Source organism: Phocaeicola sp. HCN-6420 (genome assembly GCF_037890145.1).
In the GTDB taxonomy this organism is placed as follows: Bacteria; Bacteroidota; Bacteroidia; order Bacteroidales; family Bacteroidaceae; genus Phocaeicola.
Map to the genome: position 1 here is coordinate 40,297 of NZ_JBBKBJ010000014.1, position 21,246 is coordinate 61,542.

At 42.3% G+C, this 21,246-nt stretch carries 15 protein-coding genes; 4 read left to right on the forward strand and 11 right to left on the reverse strand.

What is annotated here, in order from left to right; all coding sequences use genetic code 11:
- Positions 1-2: 2 nt before the first annotated feature.
- From WKT12_RS09765 to WKT12_RS09780, 4 genes are all read right to left on the reverse strand, one after another.
- Positions 3-2,603 (reverse strand): TonB-dependent receptor, encoded by a 2,601-nt coding sequence (locus WKT12_RS09765; protein WP_340319577.1) that lies wholly within the window; start codon positions 2,601-2,603, stop codon positions 3-5.
- Positions 2,603-3,412, reverse strand: a complete 810-nt coding sequence (locus tag WKT12_RS09770) for a FecR family protein (RefSeq protein WP_340319578.1) — start codon at positions 3,410-3,412, stop codon at positions 2,603-2,605. The genes WKT12_RS09765 and WKT12_RS09770 overlap by 1 nt, the downstream gene beginning before the upstream one ends.
- Positions 3,413-3,484: 72 nt before the next feature.
- Positions 3,485-3,985, reverse strand: a complete 501-nt coding sequence (locus tag WKT12_RS09775; RefSeq protein ID WP_340319579.1) for an RNA polymerase sigma-70 factor — start codon at positions 3,983-3,985, stop codon at positions 3,485-3,487.
- Between the two features lie 302 nt (positions 3,986-4,287).
- The gene (locus WKT12_RS09780) at positions 4,288-5,229 is read right to left on the reverse strand and encodes a tRNA-dihydrouridine synthase family protein (RefSeq protein ID WP_340319580.1); all 942 of its coding nucleotides are present in this window, start codon (positions 5,227-5,229) and stop codon (positions 4,288-4,290) included.
- A 60-nt stretch (positions 5,230-5,289) separates the two neighbouring features.
- Between WKT12_RS09780 and WKT12_RS09785 the strand changes: the two genes are divergently transcribed.
- Positions 5,290-5,697, forward strand: coding sequence for an acyl-CoA thioesterase (locus WKT12_RS09785; protein WP_340319581.1), 408 nt, complete (start codon positions 5,290-5,292; stop codon positions 5,695-5,697).
- A complete protein-coding gene (dprA, locus tag WKT12_RS09790) occupies positions 5,694-6,809 on the forward strand; it encodes a DNA-processing protein DprA (RefSeq protein WP_340319582.1) in 1,116 nt (371 codons plus the stop codon). Before WKT12_RS09785 ends, dprA begins: the two co-directional genes overlap by 4 nt.
- 303 nt (positions 6,810-7,112) lie before the next feature.
- On the opposite strand, the gene WKT12_RS09795 is transcribed toward dprA, so the two are convergent.
- From WKT12_RS09795 to WKT12_RS09825, 7 genes are all read right to left on the reverse strand, one after another.
- Positions 7,113-7,868 carry a succinate dehydrogenase/fumarate reductase iron-sulfur subunit gene (locus WKT12_RS09795; protein WP_022232475.1) on the reverse strand — a complete coding sequence of 252 codons (756 nt, stop codon included), beginning with the start codon at positions 7,866-7,868 and terminating at the stop codon, positions 7,113-7,115.
- A 35-nt stretch (positions 7,869-7,903) separates the two neighbouring features.
- Positions 7,904-9,886, reverse strand: coding sequence for a fumarate reductase/succinate dehydrogenase flavoprotein subunit (locus WKT12_RS09800; RefSeq protein ID WP_340319583.1), 1,983 nt, complete (start codon positions 9,884-9,886; stop codon positions 7,904-7,906).
- 34 nt (positions 9,887-9,920) lie between these two features.
- Positions 9,921-10,610 carry a succinate dehydrogenase/fumarate reductase cytochrome b subunit gene (locus tag WKT12_RS09805; protein WP_340319584.1) on the reverse strand — a complete coding sequence of 230 codons (690 nt, stop codon included), beginning with the start codon at positions 10,608-10,610 and terminating at the stop codon, positions 9,921-9,923.
- Between the two features lie 372 nt (positions 10,611-10,982).
- On the reverse strand, positions 10,983-12,569 hold the full coding sequence (locus tag WKT12_RS09810; protein ID WP_340319585.1) for a S41 family peptidase: 1,587 nt from the start codon (positions 12,567-12,569) through the stop codon (positions 10,983-10,985).
- A 14-nt stretch (positions 12,570-12,583) separates the two neighbouring features.
- Positions 12,584-13,042: a pantetheine-phosphate adenylyltransferase gene (gene coaD / locus WKT12_RS09815; RefSeq protein WP_340319586.1), complete on the reverse strand. Its 459-nt coding sequence runs from the start codon at positions 13,040-13,042 to the stop codon at positions 12,584-12,586.
- A gap of 38 nt (positions 13,043-13,080) precedes the next feature.
- On the reverse strand, positions 13,081-15,015 hold the full coding sequence (locus WKT12_RS09820) for a DNA topoisomerase IV subunit B (RefSeq protein WP_021970237.1): 1,935 nt from the start codon (positions 15,013-15,015) through the stop codon (positions 13,081-13,083).
- Positions 15,016-15,036: 21 nt separating this feature from the next.
- Positions 15,037-16,188, reverse strand: coding sequence for an N-acetyltransferase (locus WKT12_RS09825; RefSeq protein ID WP_340319587.1), 1,152 nt, complete (start codon positions 16,186-16,188; stop codon positions 15,037-15,039).
- Positions 16,189-16,555: 367 nt separating this feature from the next.
- Here WKT12_RS09825 and WKT12_RS09830 point away from each other — a divergent pair, with 367 nt between their 5' ends.
- Positions 16,556-19,630, forward strand: a complete 3,075-nt coding sequence (locus tag WKT12_RS09830) for a SusC/RagA family TonB-linked outer membrane protein (RefSeq protein ID WP_445323133.1) — start codon at positions 16,556-16,558, stop codon at positions 19,628-19,630.
- A 22-nt stretch (positions 19,631-19,652) separates the two neighbouring features.
- On the forward strand, positions 19,653-21,152 hold the full coding sequence (locus WKT12_RS09835) for a RagB/SusD family nutrient uptake outer membrane protein (RefSeq protein WP_021970240.1): 1,500 nt from the start codon (positions 19,653-19,655) through the stop codon (positions 21,150-21,152).
- The last annotated feature ends 94 nt before the right edge of the window (positions 21,153-21,246 follow it).

A 21,246-nucleotide genomic window follows, 5' to 3' on the forward strand; every position in this document is an offset into this window, starting at 1 on the left:
TATTAGAATTTTAAAGTATAACTGAAAGAAGGAATCACAGGAAACAGTCCTATCGCCTTGCCTCTGAAACTACCATCAGCCTGCCGTTCTACTTGAGTATAGAAAGCATTCATCCGGCAATAGGCATTGTAAATACTGATATTCCAGATACGTTCGAAACCTCGTTTGGTAGTCCGCCGGAAATTGATGCCTACATCCAGCCGATGATAGGCTGGCAGGGTAATATTGTTCGGCTTTTCGTAGGCCCAGCTTCCTGCCGCATCAGACGGCTGGACGGTTCCAGGCAGAGAAGGATTTTCTACAGACTGCATAGGCACAGTAGCCCGATCGCCACTACGGAAAGTCCATGCTGCATACGCATCGATACGGTTATTAAACTTATGACGGAACATCAGGTTCAGCTTATGACGGTTGTCAAACTTGCTGGCATACCAGTCGGGGTAAAAATCTTCGAATTTCTGCTTGCTCCACGACAGCGTATAACTGGCCTGAAAGACATTCTTTGCGTGACGATACGCCAGTGAGGCTTCCAAGCCATACGATTTTCCTTTGCCTACCCTCACCCATTTCTCCCAGTTATCGGCAGGAAGTGTCAGGCTACCACCGGTATCATATTCCAGCATCCGGTCGGTGGTACGGAAATAGCCTTCTATATCCATGCTCAAGTTCCATGGAAGCTTCATATAAATGCCTCCCGCCACCTGACGTGAACGCATCGGACGTATGCGACTGGTAGAAGGAACCCAGCAGTCGGTAGGAAGATTCAAGTAAGAGTTCGAAAGCTGATGGGCAAACTGACTCATTTCAGTATAAGAAGCCTTCAAGGTAGCCCAATCGAAAAGCCGGTAACCGACCGACAATCTCGGTTCCAAGGAATGATAAGTCGCTCCCGTAACCCGATACAAGACAGAATGCAGCCCCACATTTACCCGCAGCTTTCCGGTCAGCTGCATATCATCTTCCACATAAAAAGAGATTTCACTCCCCCGATAACGACCTTCACCCGCCGACAACAAGGTATCGGCAATCCCTGCCGTTTCTCTTATATCTTGCGAAGCGATACGCTGCGGATGATACAAATGAAACAAATAGTTGCTACCCAGACGAATATGATGACTCGCAGCCGGACGATAACTGAACTCCATCCGGTAACCTACATCATCAATCGTCGAATAATTGCTTCTTTGCATCCGTTCCATCGACACTCTCTTGTCTTGTTCATAATAGCTTTCGTCCGACAAGAAACTATACTTTGCCAGATTACGGGCATACACCAGTGATACATTGCCCGACAGTTTAGGCGTAAGCTGACCGTTCCAGTTCAGTCCGACCGACAAGTTGCCCCAACGGATATGGAATGTATTCTCATCCCGTTCCTCGTACTTCTGGAACATATATCCTTCCGGGAATTGTTGCAGCACTCTCGACTTGAACAAATCGCGGGCAGAATATGCGCTGAGCGATAACTTGTTCCGATCGGAAAAACGATGCGTAAGTTTAGCATTGATATCGTGGAAAGCATAACGGGTCTTAATATTTTTATCCGAAAAATTTCGATTCGCTATCCACAAGGCAGGTGTGGTCAGCAGATCCATCCAGCTCCTTCGCATACCAAAACTAAAGGAAGTCTTATCTTTGATGACAGGTCCTTCAAACTGGAACCTGCCATCCAGCAGTCCGATGGAAAAAGTGCCATGATATTCTTTCATGTCCCCCTCCTTGGTTCGAACATCGATGACCGACGCCGTTCTTCCTCCATAGCGCGCCGGAAAACCACTCTTATAGAAGTCTACATTCTTCACCACGTCCGTATTGAATGCCGAAAACAATCCGCCCAGATGATTGACCTGATACAACGGAGTACCGTCCAGCAAAAACAGATTCTCATCATTCCGCCCGCCATGTACATACAGCCCGGAAAGCAATTCCGTGCCGGAAGAAACACCCGGCAAGTTCTGAATGGACTTGACAAGATCCGGAGAACTCAACAGAGAGAATTCCGTATTCAGCAATTCGGGAGTAAAAGAAACCTTTCCGGTCTGAGTGGTAAAAAGCGGATCATTCAGATTAGCTGTAACTTCCACACCTGCCAGTGCAGTTGTGCTTTCCTTCAGATAAATAGTTCCAAAATAGTCAGACTGCAAATCGAGTTCCTTTACCACTTCTTCATAGCCGATATAAGAAATACGAAGTACATGCTTCCCTTCAGGTAAAGTAATACTGAAAAAGCCATGCTCATCGGTTAGCGTTCCGGTACGCGTAGTCTTGTCATACACCGTCACATTAATCAGTGATTCACCATTATCCTGACAGACATAACCCGAAAAGGTATACTTGTTCTGCCTGAACAACAGCACATATTCATCCTTGATTTCCCACTTGATGCCAGTCCCGCCAAAAACAATATTCAGATTCTCCGCCAGTGTCTTGTCGGGCAACGGTCTGCCCGAAGGTATCACATCAGCCAAAGCAGAATCGTATACAAAACTTACATGATATACCTCCTGCATGGTATCTATTGCTCTTGTCATCTCTGTGGATTCAGACGAAGCATTTGCCGCCACATGCAGCCACAGCAGAACAGCGCAGAAAAATGTTCTCATCACTTCTTCTTTTCAATTTTTACTTTCAGCACCTTTTCTATTATCTCGATTATTTCATCCAGACTTCGGGAATTGAAATTGGCAGTCAGCCGTTTATCCGTATCATCAGCCGTCAGGCGGACATTGTAATACTTGGAAAGCTCATCGAGTACCTTTTGCAAAGGCGTATTGCTGAACACAAAGCTACCTTTACGTGTCTGTACTCCCTGCATAAGTACTTGAGGTTTCCGTTGCCCTTTGACAACCTGCGCCCTCATTCCACGTGTCAGAATCACCGCATCCGGTTGTCCTACAGCCGTATACTGTACTTTTCCCGCCTCAACGTGTACAAATGCCGTATCATTCCGGCTTTCATCCAGCAGAAAACGAGTTCCTAAAACCTTTACTTCCGACAATCTGCCACTTGCCGTAAACGGTCGGGCAGCATGATGACGAACCCTAAACGAGGCCTTTCCCCGTAGACGGACATCCCGACGGACAGACAAATATTCACGGGAACAATAACGGATGGAAGAATGAGGATAGAGCACTACGGCAGAACTATCCGGCAACAGGCAATCGACCGGATGCTCGTATGCCGTAATCTCCGTCCATTTCGCATCAGTAAACAGGTATATCTTTATGACAAATACCAAAAGTACGGTAGCCGCTATCCCCGCAAAAGCCATCACATACGAACCAGAACCTGACTTGCTTTCGGATATAGCATGTTTGTGCCTAAAAGTCTGCAATGCCTTCTGTGTGTCAAGTTTATTTACACGGTAATGCTTCAGCACGAACCGGAGACATTTTTCTTCTAAATCTTTCATACTTTTTCGATTTTAAGTTTCATAGACAAGACTGTACGAATGCTGAAATTCACTATTGCCAACAGAATAATTTTAGCCGAAAAAGAAAGTATATACTTTATATGCTCCCTCACGTATCAGTCGAAGTGCTTTCTGTATATGGTTATCAACCGTATGAACGGAGATATGAAACTTGTCGGCTATGTCTTTATACTTCATGCCATCCCGTTTGTTCAGCAGAAACACTTCCCTGCAACGGTCGGGCAATGAATCGATGGCAGTCCAGATACGTGCCTCCATGATCGTACGTTCTTCTACATCTTCCTCGGGTAACCTGTCTTCCAGATCGGATGGAGAAAGAGTCGTATCGAACATGCTGTTTTGTTTCAGCCAGTCAAGGCTGCGATTTCTGACCATCGTATAGAGGTACGACCTGACATTAGCTATCTCCCCGCCTTCCTGTTCCGTTTTTTCCCACAGAACAGAAAAGCACTCTTGTACCACATCTTCCGCTGCATCTATATCGTGAACATAGTGTATGGCATACAAGCATAAAGGTCGGTAATGGTATCTGAACAACGTATCAAAGTCCATATTACTTACTTTTATTTCTGATATTATGAAATCCGGTTTTCTGTAATGACTCACAAACGCAGGCAAGTCACTACGATGCATTTGCCAAAAGAAGTTAATTTATCAGGAATACCTCAGATAACAAGAAGAGAAAGATGAGGAAGCAGAAAAGTTTCAGGCAGTGCAGGAAAAGTCCTCTGCGCACATTCAAAAACGAGCCGGCACATTCCTCCCGTTTTTTGTACAAAAACTTTTTTGTTTTGTACAAAAAATAAAAAAAGACGAGGACGTTTTCATCACTTCCTGCCGATGCTTCCTTCAAATCAACGCAGTGCCTCTGCTACCGCCCTGAGATAAGCATCCAGACGATTACTTTTCAGAATCGCTTTACGAGGTTTCTTCTCCATGTCGGGCAGCAGATATTCCCACATGGTTTTCAGTTTGGCGAGCAACTGTGCCTCTCCTCCCTCAATCGTCCGGCTGTAATGTTCGTACATCAACCGGTGCATTTCGGCTACCTGTCGATACAGCGTAGCCTTATCCGGAGCTTTTCCTTCGCGAATGGAACGGGCAAGCGACGGGTCGGCAAGCAGGCCTCTGCCCAGCATAACGCCTTTCAATCGCGGATAGGCATCCATCAGCTTCTGAACAGCCTCCAGCGTACGCAAATCGCCATTGTAGACTAACGGCAGTTCGCAGGCCGCATAGAATGCCTGGAACGCCGCACGATTCACCTCTCCCTTGTACTGCTGTTTCCCGATACGCGGATGAAGAGTTACCTGAACCACACACGAACGGTTTAACAACGGCAATACCTGCTTCCATTCATCGGCATCCTGCCAGCCAAGCCGCATCTTGACGGAGAAACGGATTTCCGGCAACTGCCGCATTTCCTCCAGTAATGCGGAGATTTTTTCGGGGTAAGGCAATATGCCTGCCCCCTTTCCACGATTGGCAATCAGCGGAAAAGGGCATCCCATATTGACATCTATTTCCCGATAACCTTGCGAGGCGAGAAAACCGGCAAGCCGGTTCAGTTCTTCCGGCTCCGACGCAACCAGTTGAGGTATCAGGTGACTTACGGTGTTCTGTCCGGGCATCACTTCCCGCTTGTCTTTGTTACGGACTTCTCCCTTTTCCAGACGAATAAAAGGAGTATAGTAAGCATCTACGCCCCCGAACGTCTGTTCGTGCGCATTACGCCAGGCAGCCTCCGTAAATCCTTGCAACGGTGCCGCATATATTGCCGGTATATTCTGTTTCATACAGCCGCAAATATACGGATTATTCGTTACCTTTGTAGAATACATTAAAAAATCATCCCCATGGATAAATATATTTATGAACTGAAAATGAAGGTGCGCGACTATGAATGCGACCTGCAAGGTATCGTAAACAATGCGAATTACCAGCATTATATCGAACATACCCGACATGAGTTCCTTACTTCGACAGGCATCAGTTTCGCCCGGTTGCACGAGGAAGGGATAGATCCGGTCGTAGCACGCCTGACAATGGCGTTTAAAACGCCTCTGAAAAGCGGTGACGAGTTTGTTTCGAAATTATATCTCAAGAAAGAAGGAATAAAATATGTCTTCTATCAGGATATATTCCGGCTGCCCGACATGAAGGTTGTCATTAAATCGACAGTGGAAACGGTGTGTGTCATCAACGGGCGACTGGGCAGCAGCGAACTTTTTGATACGACCTTTGCTCCTTATCTTGCCGAATGAAAGACCGTGAATTACTCTGCCGTCTGGCACTGACTCAGCTTCCGGGAATAGGAATCGTGGGTGCTCATAACTTGTTACAGGCTGTAAACAGACAGGCTGCCTTGCTTTTCGACCATGCCAAAGAACTGGAAGATATTGTTCCGGGGATTTCTCCTAAGATAATCCATGCCTTCGATGCGCCGGAAGTACTGCGCCGTTGCGAAGCAGAACTCTTGTTCGCAGAGAAGAACCACATAGCCTGCCTTACCAGCGACGACGAGGCCTATCCTTCCCGCCTTCGTGAATGCGACGATGCTCCACTGGTTCTGTTCTATCGGGGAACCAGTGATTTGAACCAGCGGCATATCATCAGCATGGTGGGAACCCGCAATGCGACCGATTACGGCAAGGATATATGTTTACGGTTTATCGGTGAGCTGAAAGAATTGTTGCCCGATGTATTAATCGTAAGCGGACTGGCTTATGGTATCGACATCCATGCTCATCGCGCCGCCCTGCAGCATCAGATGGAAACGATAGGTGTTCTGGCTCATGGGCTGGACAGAATTTATCCGTCGGTACACCGACGTACGGCTGCCGAGATGACGCAATGTGGAGGGTTGCTGACCGAATTTATGAGCGGGACTAATCCTGACCGGCAGAATTTCATCAAACGAAACCGTATCGTGGCGGGCATTAGCGATGCAACAATTGTGGTTGAATCGGCAAACAAAGGAGGCTCGCTGATTACGGCGGAAATTGCAGAAAGTTATCATCGTGACTGTTTCGCTTTTCCGGGCCGCATTCATGATACATATTCGGCGGGATGCAACGAATTGATACGTTCCAACCGTGCCATACTGCTTCAAAGTGCAGAGGAACTGGTAAAGGCTATGAACTGGGACAGCGAAGCACAAGCTCCTGCTGTCATACAACGTCAGTTATTCCCTGAACTGGACGAAAACGAAGAGAAAATAGTGGCTTTGCTCCAAAAGCATCCCGACGGAATTCAAATTAATTCGCTCGTCGTAGAGAGCAATATTGCCATCAACCGTATGACAAGCATCTTGTTTGAACTGGAAATGAAAGGCATTATCCGTACACTTGCCGGAGGAGTATACAAGCTGATATAATATCCGACTTACAACCTTCGGGACAAGGTTTACCAAAGGACAAAAAAAATGGGAGAACGCTTTCTCCCAACCTTGTTAACCTTAAATCTAATACTATGAAAAAAATCACAGTGCAAATGTACCAATTTGCAACATATCACGCAAGAGCAGGAAACACTATTACAAAATGTTTAAAACTATTTTACATTTAAAAGCGTTTGCGCACACATTCTAACAGTTTGTTTATTATAAAAAAGAAAAAATCCCTGCCGAATTTTACTTCGACAGGGATTTTTTATCAAATAAAAGCTTTACAGCAAAGCATTAATCTTTCAGTTTAGCCTTGATAAAGTCGCGGTTCAAACGAGCAATATTGCTGATAGAAACGCACTTCGGACATTCAGCTTCACAAGCACGTGTGTTAGTACAGTTACCGAAGCCCAGTTCATCCATCTTAGACAACATAGCTTTTGCACGGCGCAAAGCTTCTGGTTTACCTTGAGGCAACAAGTTCAACTGGCTAACCTTAGCTGAAACGAACAGCATAGCTGAACCATTCTTACAAGCTGCTACACAAGCACCACAGCCGATACAAGTTGCAGCATCCATAGCTTCGTCAGCAACCGGTTTCGGGATCAGGATAGCGTTTGCATCCTGAGGAGCACCAGTACGTACGCTGATAAAACCACCAGCCTGCATAATCTTATCGTAAGCAGAACGGTCTACCATCAAGTCCTTGATAACCGGGAAACCGGCAGAACGCCATGGTTCAACAGTAATTACATCGCCATCTTTGAAACGACGCATATAAATCTGGCAAGTTGTAGCACCTTTTGCAGGTCCGTGAGGATGTCCATTGATATACAAAGAACACATACCGCAGATACCTTCACGACAGTCATGGTCGAATACGATCGGTTCTTTGCCTTCTTCAATCAACTGTTCGTTCAAGATATCCAACATTTCCAGGAATGAAGTATCGCCCGGGATATCTTTCATCTGGAATGTATCGAAATGACCTTTTTCTTTAGGTCCGTTCTGACGCCAAACTTTCAGCGTAAATGATATATTTTTATCCATTTTACTTAGATTCTTTAATTGTTTAACTTCACTGATTAGCTCTTATAGTTACGAGTCTGAACCTTAATTGCTTCGTATACCAGTGGTTCTTTGTACAATACCGGAGCCTTGTCATCGCTTCCCTGATATTCCCAGCAAGCAACGTAGAAGAAGTTTTCATCATCACGTTTAGCTTCGCCTTCTTCAGTCTGATATTCTTCACGGAAGTGACCACCGCAAGATTCGTTACGGTTCAATGCATCGTATGCAATCAGCTCACCCATTGTAATGAAGTCGTTCAGACGGATAGCCTTATCCAATTCGACATTCATGCCTTCCTTAGAACCAGGGATAAACAATTCTGTTTCGAACTCTTTACGTACTTCTTTCAGTTTAGCCAAACCTGTCTTCAAGCCTTCAGCAGTACGTCCCATTCCGACGTATTCCCACATTATACGACCTAATTCCTTGTGAATAGAGTCTACAGACTTCTTACCCTTGATGTTCATCAGGTGATCAATCTTAGCCTGAACAGCCTTTTCTGCTTCAGCAAATTCCGGCAAATCGGTAGAGAAGCGAGGAACAGTAATCTGGTCTGCCAAATAGTTCTGGATAGTGTAAGGCAATACGAAGTAACCGTCAGCCAATCCCTGCATCAAAGCAGAAGCACCCAAACGGTTAGCACCGTGGTCAGAGAAGTTACATTCACCGATAGCGAACAGACCCTTGATAGAAGTCTGAAGTTCGTAGTCAACCCAGATACCACCCATTGTATAGTGGATAGCCGGATAGATCATCATCGGATTATAATATTTCACTCCGTTGATTTCTTTAGCAAGTTCACCCGGATTTACATCGGTGATTTCTTCGTACATATCGAACAAGTTACCATAACGCTGACGAACAACATCGATACCCAGACGTTCGATACATTCAGAGAAGTCAAGGAATACAGCCAGACCAGTGTTGTTTACACCATAGCCGTGGTCGCAACGTTCCTTAGCAGCACGTGAAGCAACGTCACGCGGAACCAAGTTACCGAATGCCGGATAACGACGTTCCAAGTAGTAATCACGGTCTTCTTCAGGGATATCACTACCCTTCTTAGTACCAGCCTGCAAAGCTTTCGCATCTTCCAATTTCTTCGGAACCCAGATACGACCATCATTACGCAAAGATTCAGACATCAAAGTCAACTTAGACTGCTTGTCACCGTGTACCGGAATACAAGTCGGGTGAATCTGTACATAAGCAGGATTAGCAAACCAAGCTCCCTTACGGTAGCAAGACATTGCAGCAGTACAGTTACAAGCCATTGCGTTAGTAGACAAGAAGTAAGTGTTACCGTAACCACCAGTAGCAATAACTACAGCATGAGCTGCGAAGCGTTCCAATTTACCAGTAACCAGATTCTTAGCAATGATACCACGTGCACGACCGTCAACGATTACGATATCTTCCATTTCGTAACGAGTGTACAGTTTTACTGTACCTGCACCTACCTGACGGCTCAATGCAGAGTATGCACCCAACAGCAACTGCTGACCAGTCTGACCTTTAGCATAGAATGTACGAGAAACCTGAGCACCACCGAAAGAACGGTTAGCCAATGTACCTCCGTATTCACGAGCAAAAGGAACACCCTGAGCAACACACTGGTCGATAATATTGTTTGAAACTTCAGCCAAACGATAAACGTTTGCTTCACGAGCACGGTAGTCACCGCCCTTTACAGTATCATAGAACAAACGATAGATTGAGTCACCATCGTTCTGATAATTTTTTGCAGCATTGATACCACCCTGTGCAGCAATAGAGTGTGCACGACGTGGAGAATCCTGAATACAGAAATTGAATACGCGGAATCCCATTTCACCAAGAGAAGCTGCAGCTGATGCTCCAGCCAAACCTGTACCTACCACAATGATATCCAAACGACGTTTGTTAGCCGGGTTTACCAATTTCTGGTGAGCCTTATAATTAGTCCATTTCTCAGCTATCGGGCCTTCAGGAATTTTAGAATCAATTATTTTAGTCATAATGTTTTTTCAGTTTAAATCAGTTACACTTAAATTAGCAAGCACCGCAACCCATCATGTTCTTCAGGAAGAATACAATAGCTACCAGCATGAAACCAAGAACGATGATGGTAGAATAGATGTTAGAGATGCATTTCCAGCGGTTAATCCAAATCATGTTGTTCCAACCCAAAGTCTGCATTGCGCTCCAGAAACCGTGAGTCAAGTGGAACCACAAAGCAATCAGCCAAATAATATACAACACGAAGAACAATGGATTAGAGAAAGTCTGCATGATATAGCCATAACCGTCGGCTGCATGAAGACCACCCATCATAGGGTTGCCGATAATTTCAGCGAACTGCATTTTGTACCAGAAGTTCATAAAGTGAAGAGCCAGACCCAAGATTACGATGATACCAAGTACCAGCATGTTCTGAGAAGCCCATTCCACATTTTTCGGGCGAGCACTTACAGCATAACGTTCGCTACCGCGAGCTGCACGGTTCTGCATTGTCAACCAGAAAGCGTAGATAATGTGAATTACAAACAAGGCAGCCAATCCCACAGTTGCAACCAGTGCATACCAGTTAGCACCCAGGAACTCACAAACCATGTTGTAAGCTTCGCCCGAGAACAAAGCAACACAGTTCATCGCCATGTGAAATGTCAGAAACAGGACAAGGGCGATACCAGTTACACTCATCACCACTTTCCTTCCAATAGATGAATTACTTAACCACATAAATGATTGAATTTAAATTATTTAATTGTTAGAACTAAAAATTCTGTCCACATATACTAAAATACGATACAAAATTAGGAGTTTTCCATAGATAATACAAGGATTACGGAAATAATTCTTTAATATATTCACAGGAAACAGTTCTAAGAAGGGATTTTTCTTATTCTTTTACAGCCATACGACTTCCATTAAAGGACAAGGACAAAAATAAGGAACGAGCCCCAAGGCTAAAATCTGCATTCTGTAAATGCAATTTTTAACTTGCACGCACAAACATTCTGGTAAGTACAAACGATAAAAACCGCTTCAGCACCCTCCTAATGGACAACTGAAACGGCTTTCTTATATCATCAGTACCGTAAAGGTATTATTCTATTTCCGCTCAGGAAAATTCATTCCCGGCTTTTCTAATAATTCAACAGCCTTGAGCACGCTATTATTCATCCGGTTCATGATCTGAAAGTACTCACTCATGTCCCACAAATCCCGGGCAATTAATGCTTTCATCTGAGCCTTTATCAACGGAAGAGCTGTCTGATACTGCTTCTCATCATATTTTGCTCCAAGTTGTTCACCCAACGTTTTCAACTCCTCCAACATTTCAGGAGTCACCTCAAAGCCTTTATCAAAATGACGAAAATCTTTATATTCTTTCAACCATTCTTCGCGATGCGTATCTACCAATTTCAGATTCATCTGTACAATAGCTCCCTTATCGCGCAAGGCAAGATAATAATCAGTATACATGGTCGTATCTACAGGCACAAAATAATCGGGCATAATACCTCCTCCACCATAAACAGTACGTCCCAGCTTCAATGTCTTGTATTTCAAAGAATCCGGAAAATGGATACTGTCTGCACTCAACATTTCCCCACGATTGTAGCGATCTATCAAATCTTTATTGTACTGTTCAATACTCTCGTAAGGTTTCTGAATACAACGACCGGAAGGCGTATAATAACGAGCAACAGTCAAACGAATCATAGAACCGTCAGGTAAGTCAACCGGACGCTGAACCAATCCCTTACCGAAACTACGACGACCAACAACGATTGCACGGTCCCAATCCTGCAAAGCACCTGTAACAATCTCACTTGCCGATGCAGAAAACTCATCTACCAGCACCACCAAACGGCCATCTAAAAAGTCACCATTTCCTTCAGCCTCAAATTCAGCACGAGGATTACGACGTCCTTCTGTATAAACGATTAATTCTTTCTTACCCAAGAACTGATTTGCCAGTTCGATAGCAGCATTCAGGTAACCACCACCGTTTCCTTGCAAATCGAGAATAAGATCACGCATTCCTTCTTTCTGCAAACGATGAAGTGCGTCTGCAAACTCCTTTCCAGTAGTAGCAGCAAAACGATTCACACGGATATAACCAATTTTCCGGTCAACCATGTAAGAAGCATCAAGACTATATACAGGAATCTTATCACGCTTAATAGTGAAAGGAAGTAATTCCTTTACCCCACGACGCATAACTTTTACTGTTACTTCCGTACCACGTTTCCCTCGTAAGCGACGCATTACATCCTCTGTACTCATTTTTACACCGGCAATAATAGTATCGTTTACTTCTATAATACGGTCGCCTGCCAATATACCTACCTTTTCAGAAGGCCCTCCTGATACAGGTTGGATAACAAATAATGTATCAGTGGCCATATTAAACTGAATTCCGATGCCATCAAAATTACCCTGCAACGGTTCATTCAACTCTTTCACTTCTTCCGGATCGGAATAAGTAGAATGAGGATCCAACTGCTCCAGCATACTTATAATAGCCGTCTCGACCAACTTATTTTCATCTACCTTATTGACATACAAGTTTGATATAGCAAATTCGGCCAGCTGTAATTTACGCGACGGAGAATTGAGTATCTTATTTTGCGCAACAACAGCAGTAGCAGCTATCAAAACACATAATATTGAGCAAAATCTTTTTTTCATAAGGCTCGTATTCATCATAAATTAATATTTAATCCTTCTGGAAGGAACGGCGTCACATCTTTACCATATTGCAATAATTCACGTACTATAGTAGAACTGATAGCTGTCAGTTCCGGTTCCGTAAAAAGCAAAATCGTTTCGATTCCAGCAAGCTTCCGATTGATATCGGCTATAGTTTCTTCATATTCAAAATCGTGTACTGTACGTATACCTCTGATAATAAACTTTGCCTCTTTCTTTTGTGCAAAGTCAACAGTCAAGCTATCGTATGCTTCCACTCGAATACGAGGTTCATTACTATACAGCTTCTTGATCATCTCGACACGTTTTTCAGTTGGGAACCAAGTCTTTTTATTGTCATTAATGCCAATGCCAATGATAATTTCATCCATAAAAGTCAGGGCACGCTTTACCACAGAAAAGTGTCCAATAGTAAAGGGATCGAACGTCCCGGGAAATATTGCTCTTTTCATTTTAATTATCAAATCATAAATAGAGAAAAGCATTTGTTCTAACTCAACAAATCCTCTTCTATTACCAAATTATTAATAATGAAATTCTGACGCTCCATGGTATTTTTACCCATATAGAACTCCAGCAATTCTTTTACCGCATCTGTCTTACGCAAAGAAACTTGTTCCAGACGCATATCTTTTCCTATAAAATTACGAAATTCATCAGGCGATATTTCTCCTAAACCCTTAAACCGAGTTATTTCCGGATTGGGAGCCAGCTTCTCGATTGCAGCAATTCTTTCCTCATCGGTATAACAATAAATTGTTTCGTATACACCTTTTTTACGGTTACGAACACGGAAAAGTGGTGTCTGAAGAATATAGACATGCCCTTTCTTTATTAAGTCTGGGAAGAATTGCAAGAAGAAAGTTATCATCAGCAGACGAATATGCATACCGTCCACATCAGCATCAGTAGCCACAATAACCTTATTATATCGTAATCCGTCCAGTCCGTCCTCTATATTTAATGCAGCCTGCAACAGATTAAACTCTTCGTTTTCGTATACTACTTTTTTAGTCAATCCAAACGAATTCAAAGGCTTACCCCGCAAGCTGAATACAGCTTGTGTATTTACATCGCGACTTTTGGTAATGGAACCACTTGCCGAATCTCCCTCAGTTATAAAGATAGAACTCTCCAGGCGTGGATCATTTTCTTCGTCCTTTTTTGTTCCTTTCAAATCATTCAAATGAATACGGCAATCACGTAATTTCCGGTTATGCAAATTAGCTTTCTTCGCACGTTCACGAGCTATTTTAGTAACACCCGCAATAGCCTTACGTTCCTTTTCTGATTCCTGAATCTTCTGAAGCATGATATCAGCTACATCAGGATGCTTATGCAAGTAATTGTCTACATTTTCCTTTACAAAATCGCCGATAAACTTATTGACACTGATACCCGACAATGGATAGGGATTTCCATCGGAATCCTTTTCCGGAGCCATTGTTAACGAACCAAGTTTGATCTTTGTCTGACTTTCGAATGTAGGTTCTATCACATTGATAGCAATAGCTGCTACCAATCCATTTCGGATATCCTGAAACTCCATATTTTTGCCATAGAATTCCTTGATGGTACGTGCAATATGCTCTTTAAAAGCACTTTGATGAGTACCGCCCTGAGTTGTATGCTGCCCGTTAACAAACGAATAGTACTCCTCTCCATACTGGGGACTATGCGTAAAGGCTATCTCTATATCCTCTCCTTTTAAATGAATAATAGGATACAACCCCTGAGATGTCATATTGTCGTTCAATAGATCTTCCAAACCATTACGACTGACAATACGATGACCATTATAATAAATCGATAACCCGGTATTTAAATACGTATAGTTACGTAACATGGTTTCGATATATTCCGGTCGGAAATGATAGTTCAAAAATAGTGTATTATCAGGTTCAAAGAAAATATATGTACCATTCTCTTCATCTGTAGCCTGAGTGGTATCGCTTATCAGTTCACCTTTTGCGAAGACAGCCTCACGCATCTGGCCGTCACGCACACTTCGCGCAATGAAACGAGAGCTCAACGCATTAACCGCCTTGGCTCCCACTCCATTCAGACCGACACTTTTCTTAAAAGCTTTCGTATCGTATTTACCACCTGTATTCAGCATGGAAACAGCATCGACCAAACTTCCCAAGGGAATACCACGTCCATAATCTCGTACGGAAACACGCAGATTATCCTCCATCTCTATCTCAATGCGTTTTCCCGCTCCCATCTTAAACTCGTCGATACAGTTATCTACTACCTCTTTAAGTAAGACATAGATACCATCCTCCGCTTGAGATCCATCCCCTAAACGACCGATATACATACCTGGACGGGTACGTACATGCTCCATGTCACTCAGATGGCGAATATTCTCTTCGGTATACGAAACGGGATTCGATATTTGTTCATTGTATTCTTCTTCCATAAGCAATGCTTAAACGATAGACTAATTTTCTTTTTTATCTGTAATAAATACCTTTTTATAAGCACGGCGGCGTTTGTGCTGAACAGCCTCAAATGCTCCCCACTGTGACTGTACTTTTTTATTCATCTCCAGTTCTGGATTACTTTCACCGTATTTAAAGCCCATCTGTTGGTAAACCGGAACTAAATCGTAAAACAGCAGCGCATTAACTCCTTTACTCTGATATTCTGGCTTCACACCTACAAGCAATAAATCGAGTACCTTTGGCTTTTTAATAAACAAAGCCTTCAACAAATGGAACCACCCGAAAGGCAACATCTTTCCTTTCGCCTTTTGCAATGCTTCCGAAAGAGAAGGCATAGAAATACCAACGGCAACCAAATTACCAGCTTCATCCTCTACAAGAGAAACCATGCGCAAATCTATCAATGGAAGATACATCTTAATATACTGATTGATCTGTCCCTGAGTCATCTGCGAATAACCATACAAAGGTGCATAAGCTTCATTTATCAAATCGAATATCTTCTGCCCGTAATTTTGACTCTTAATCTCACTGCGCTTTAGTTTCTTGATTTTCAGCTTATATTTTTCAAGAATAATTTCTGAGATACGAACGAACTTTTCAGGTATCTTATCGGGTACAGTCAACTTAAACTCTACCCAGTCTGCCTCTTTTTCAAAGCCCAACCGTTCCATGTGTTGCTGATAATAAGGATAATTGTAAATAGTCGACATGGTACCCAACTGATCGAATCCTTCAATCAACATACCTTCGGCATCCATATCGGTAAAGCCCAACGGGCCAACAATAGCTTCCATTCCTCGTTCCTTACCCCATTCTTCTACAGTCTTGAGCAACGCTTCAGAGATTTCAGGTTTATCAAAAAAATCAATCCAGCCAAAACGGACCTCTTTTTTCTTCCAAGTTTCATTTGCCCGATGATTAATGATAGCTGCAACTCGTCCTACTACTTTATTATTCTCATAAGCTAAAAAGTAATCTGCTTCACAAAACTCGAATGCAGCATTCTTTTTCGGACTAAAAGTATTCAACATATCATCGTACAGGTCGGGTACGGAATAAGGATTGTTCTTGTATAATTCGTAATTGAAGCGAATAAATGTCTGTAATTCTTTTTTAGAACTAACTTTCTTAATGATAATGGCCATCTGTTCGTTATAGTATGAAATTTCAGGGGGTAAAGATACAATTTTTTATCCGAAGAGTGGTTCTCTTTCAACGTTTTTGACACATATTCTTCTTGCATTTCTATATTCTCTTTTCATCGAAACATAGAATAAGCAACACAAAATACAAAAAATAAAATGACAAAAGGAATCTGATTTACACAAATTTTCCGCCTAAAGGCCTGTAGAAACATTACTCAAAATTGAGTAAAAAATCCACAAATTCTGTTATTCCAGAAAGATAGCTACAGATACATAAACACCTTTTAATCAAAACATTGCACATTTATAAATAAGAAAGAACAAAATTGGTGTAATTATTGTTAGAAAAATTTCAAAAATAAAAATTATGAGAATGAAAGAAAAGCTAAAACTGTTTTTTACATTTGCTTTATTTTGTATAGTTGCTCAACAACTCTTTGCACAAAAGCGAACTATCTCTGGAGTTGTAACTTCGGCAGATGAAAAAGAAGCCTTGATAGGGGTTTCCATAACGGTAAAAGGTAACGAAAGTGTAGGTACCATAACCGATATAAACGGAAAATATACCTTGCAAGCGGAACCAGATCAAACATTGATTGTTTCGTATATCGGAATGAAGACTATGGAGGTCAATGTGCCACGTAAAAATTCGGTATTGAACATTGTTATGGAACCGGAATCAATGAATCTGGATGAAGTAGTTGTTACTGGTTATGGTAACTTTACTAAATCATCTTTTACCGGATCAGCCAATACGCTAAAAGCTGATATGCTAAAGGACATTCCGGTCATGAGTGTAGAACAAAAACTCCAAGGTATGACAACCGGTGTCAATATCACCAGTAGTTCCGGTCAACCAGGAGCCAATCAAAATATCCGTATCCGAGGAATGGGTTCGTTCAATGCTTCCCAAGAGCCTCTGTTCGTCATTGATGGAGTACCAGTTACTTCAGGTAGTCTTAGTGCCGGAGGTTCAGATGCAGCATATATGAACAACTCAAAAACCAACATTATGAGTACGCTGAATCCTTCTGATATCGAAAACATTACAGTGATAAAGGATGCAGCAGCAGCCTCTCTTTACGGTTCAAGAGCAGCAAATGGAGTCATCCTTATCACGACAAAAAAAGGTAGTGCCGGAAAAGCTCAGGTAACGCTGAATGTATCTGGTGGCTTCTCGAATGCTGCGGTTGATTTCCGCCCAACATTGAACGGAGATCAACGTAGGGATCTGTTATATGAAGGATTGGTAAACTATGCCATTGATCAAAATATGGAATCACCGACTGCTTATGCAGATCAAGAAATCGGCCAATATGCATATGTACCTTCTATGGGCTATACCGACTGGCGTAAAGAATTATTGCGTACAGCTACTCAGCAGGATTATGAAGCTTCTGTTTCTGGTGGTAACGATCGTTCTACTTATTATGCTTCGTTAGGATATAACAAACAAGAAGGCTTAGCAAAGAATTCAAGTCTTGACCGCTATTCCGCCCGTTTAAATCTGACACAGAAAGTTGGTAAATATGGTGAAGTAGGTGCCAATATGATGTTTACGCAGATGAATCAGGAAATGAACGAAGAACGAGGTTCTGCCATCAATCCATTCCTTTGCGTAGCCATGACCATGAACCCTTCGATGACAGTACGCGACGAGGAAGGTAATTACATCGGTGCATACGAAGGTAGTACCCTGAATCCTTTACGTGATATCTTAACTGACTATAACCGAGTACGCATGACACGTATGTTCTCTACCGGATATGCCAGCATAGAACCGCTGAAAGGATTGAAACTGAAAGAAACACTCAGCTACGACTATACTATCCAGAAGGATTCCAGATATTATAACCCACTCAGTTCTGCAGGTCCCAAAAGCGGAAGTGATGCACAAACAGCTAAAGGATTTATCGAATACGGAAAACTCATTTCATCCACATCGTTAAATTATGTCCGAACTTTTGCGTATAAACATCATTTGGACGTACTGGCTGCTTATGAAATTGAAAGTTATCAGACAGATAAAGCTTCAGGTATGAAGTCAAAGCTTCCTTCAGATATTCTGACCGAACCCGACAATGCAGCTGTATTGAACAGTTTTATTTCCTCAACTCAGGATTACCGCATGATTTCTTACCTGTCACGTTTGAATTATGATTATGATGATCGTTACTATCTGGCTGGAAGTTTCAGACGTGATGGTAGTTCACGCCTTTCTCCCGATAACCGATGGGGTAACTTCTGGTCTGTTTCGGGTATGTGGAACATCAGCAACGAAGCATTTATGAAACCGGCAAAAAAGATTTTGAATGATCTGAAAATACGTGCTTCGTATGGTGTCAACGGAAACCAGCCAAATTCTCTTTATGGCTACATGGGATTATATAGCTACGGACAAAACTACATGGGAGCTTCTGGTTCATACGAATCATCACAGCCTAATACCAACTTGGGATGGGAAAAGAATTATAACTTGAATATCGGACTGGATTTTGCTTTTATCAACCGTATTTTTGTAAGTCTGGAATATTACAACCGTGATACAAAAGACCTACTCTATAATCTTCCTATCAGTGCAACAACCGGCTTTACGAGTTATCTGGCTAACGTAGGACAACTTAATAATAAAGGTGTTGAATTTGAACTTCGTACACTGAACTTTGTTTCCAACGATTTTAACTGGACTACCGTATTCAACCTTACACATAATAGAAATAAAATTGTTTCGCTAAACGGTCAACTCGATCAAACGATTGAAGGAACCTGGTACATCCATAAAGTAGGACTACCTTATTATACATTTTACGTGAAAGAATTTGCCGGAGTTAATCCTCAGAACGGTAAAGCTGAGTATTACAAAAACAAAACAAATGAAGATGGTACAATCGATCGTAGCCTGACAACCGATCCAAATGAAGCAGAAAGTATTCCATACAAATCTGTTAATCCTAAAGTATCAGGCGGTCTGACTAACATTTTAAACTATAAGTGGCTGGATTTAAGTTTCACTCTTACTTATTCATTAGGAGGCTATTCATACGATAAGTTAGGAACAAGTATTGAAAACGGTACAGAATCTATTTATACATCCAGATACAATCTGCCAGTATACGCCTTAGAACGCTGGCAGCAGCCCGGTGACCAGACAGATGTTCCCCGATTTGTTTTTGGAGAAAAAGCAAGTGTAACTAATTCTTCACGCTACATTCATAGTACGGACCATTTAAGACTGAAAAATCTTACTCTTGGATTTACATTGCCCGACCAGTGGACAAGAAAGGCATTAATCAACAAGGCACGTATTTATTTTTCAGGAAGTAACTTGCTGACATGGGCAAAATGGAAACAATACGATCCGGAAACTCCTGTCAATGGAGAAGTTTACTGTGAGGCACCAGTTATGCGTACATTCAGTTTTGGAGTCCAATTAACATTCTAAATTCATTAACACTGTATTTAATATGAAGAAAATATATATATATTTATTGACTATGGCTTCGGTGATGGGAACTTCTTGCTCTGAAGATTGGCTGAACCTGAACCCCTCAACATCTGTCACCACAGACCAAGCCTTTACAACTTTGGAGGATGCCAAAGTAGCGTTAAACGGAGTTTACCGCGAAACATCACAGCATAGCTATTATGGAGATAATTACTGGTATTACGGCGATTGTCGTGCTATGGATGTACAAGCAAGAGAAAACAAGGCCTCAGGTAAGCGTGTTACTCCTTATTATACATATAATGTATTGGCTACTGATAACCTGAATATAACGCTCCCATGGAATCGTCCTTATCTGGTCATCCGACAAGCAAATAATCTTATTCAAAAGATAGAACAAGGGGTTGTGCAAAGTAGTGACACCAAAGAATTAGAACGCATAAAAGCGGAAGCCTTGGTCTTACGAGGACTGGCTTTATTCAATCTGACCCGATTGTTTGGTATGCCTTATCTCAACGACAACGGTGCTTCTTTAGGAGTTCCTATTGAATTAAAGCCGGAAGAACCAGCACATCAGCCCAAGCGAAATACAGTAGCAGAATGTTATGCTCAGGTTGTCAGTGATATAACGACAGCACGTCCCTACTTAAGCACAGAAAGAACTGATGGTTATGTTAATTATTGGGCAGCACAGGCTTTACTATCGAGAGTATATCTCGACATGGGAAGTTATAAAGAAGCCTACGATGCAGCAACTGATGTCATCAACAATAGTAAAGGATTATATCAACTCTATACTCGTGATGAATATCCTACTGTATGGGGAAAAGATTTTCAGTCGGAAGCATTATTCGAATTATATATAAGCACTACAGAGCCCTCGGAATGGGGTGGCGGTACCGGTGGTGAAGGAGCTCCTATGGTTTATGCCAATGAAGCAAAAGGAGTCGACTGGAATAATCTTATTCTTACAGAAGAGTTCTTAAATTTACTTGAAGAAGATCCTAACGATGTACGTCATTGCATTACACAGTTATCACTTATTGAAAACAATGAAGGACTTCCAGAAGCTGCACGTAACCGTAAGGTTTTCCTCAGTAAGTTTCCGGGTAAGAGTGGAGATCCGAAAGATAATAACATCAGCATTATTCGTCTGTCGGAAGTTTACCTGAATGCAGCTGAAGCAGGTGTAAAATTGGGAGGCAGTTATCTGGAACCGGCAAGAGGTTTCCTGAATCAGATTGTCAGTCGTGCTAACCCAGATAAATCTGTCAGTACGGCCGAATTTACAATCGAACGGGTTCTAAAAGAATGTCGAAAAGAACTGGTCGGAGAAGGACAGATCTTCTTCGATTACCTGCGAAACAAGCAACCGATTGTTCGTAAAGGAGGATGGCACCTAAGCACACTGAGTACATTGAACGCAGAAACCATTCAACCTAACGATCCACGTATTGCTCTTCCTATTCCACAATCGGAAATAGATGCGAACCCGAACATGGAACAAAATCCGCAATAAGATTTTATATTATCATAAACCTTAAAAAATCCGTTTCAGGAAAACTTTAGTTATCTTGAAGCGGATTTTTTATTGTTTCACTCAAAGAGTATAA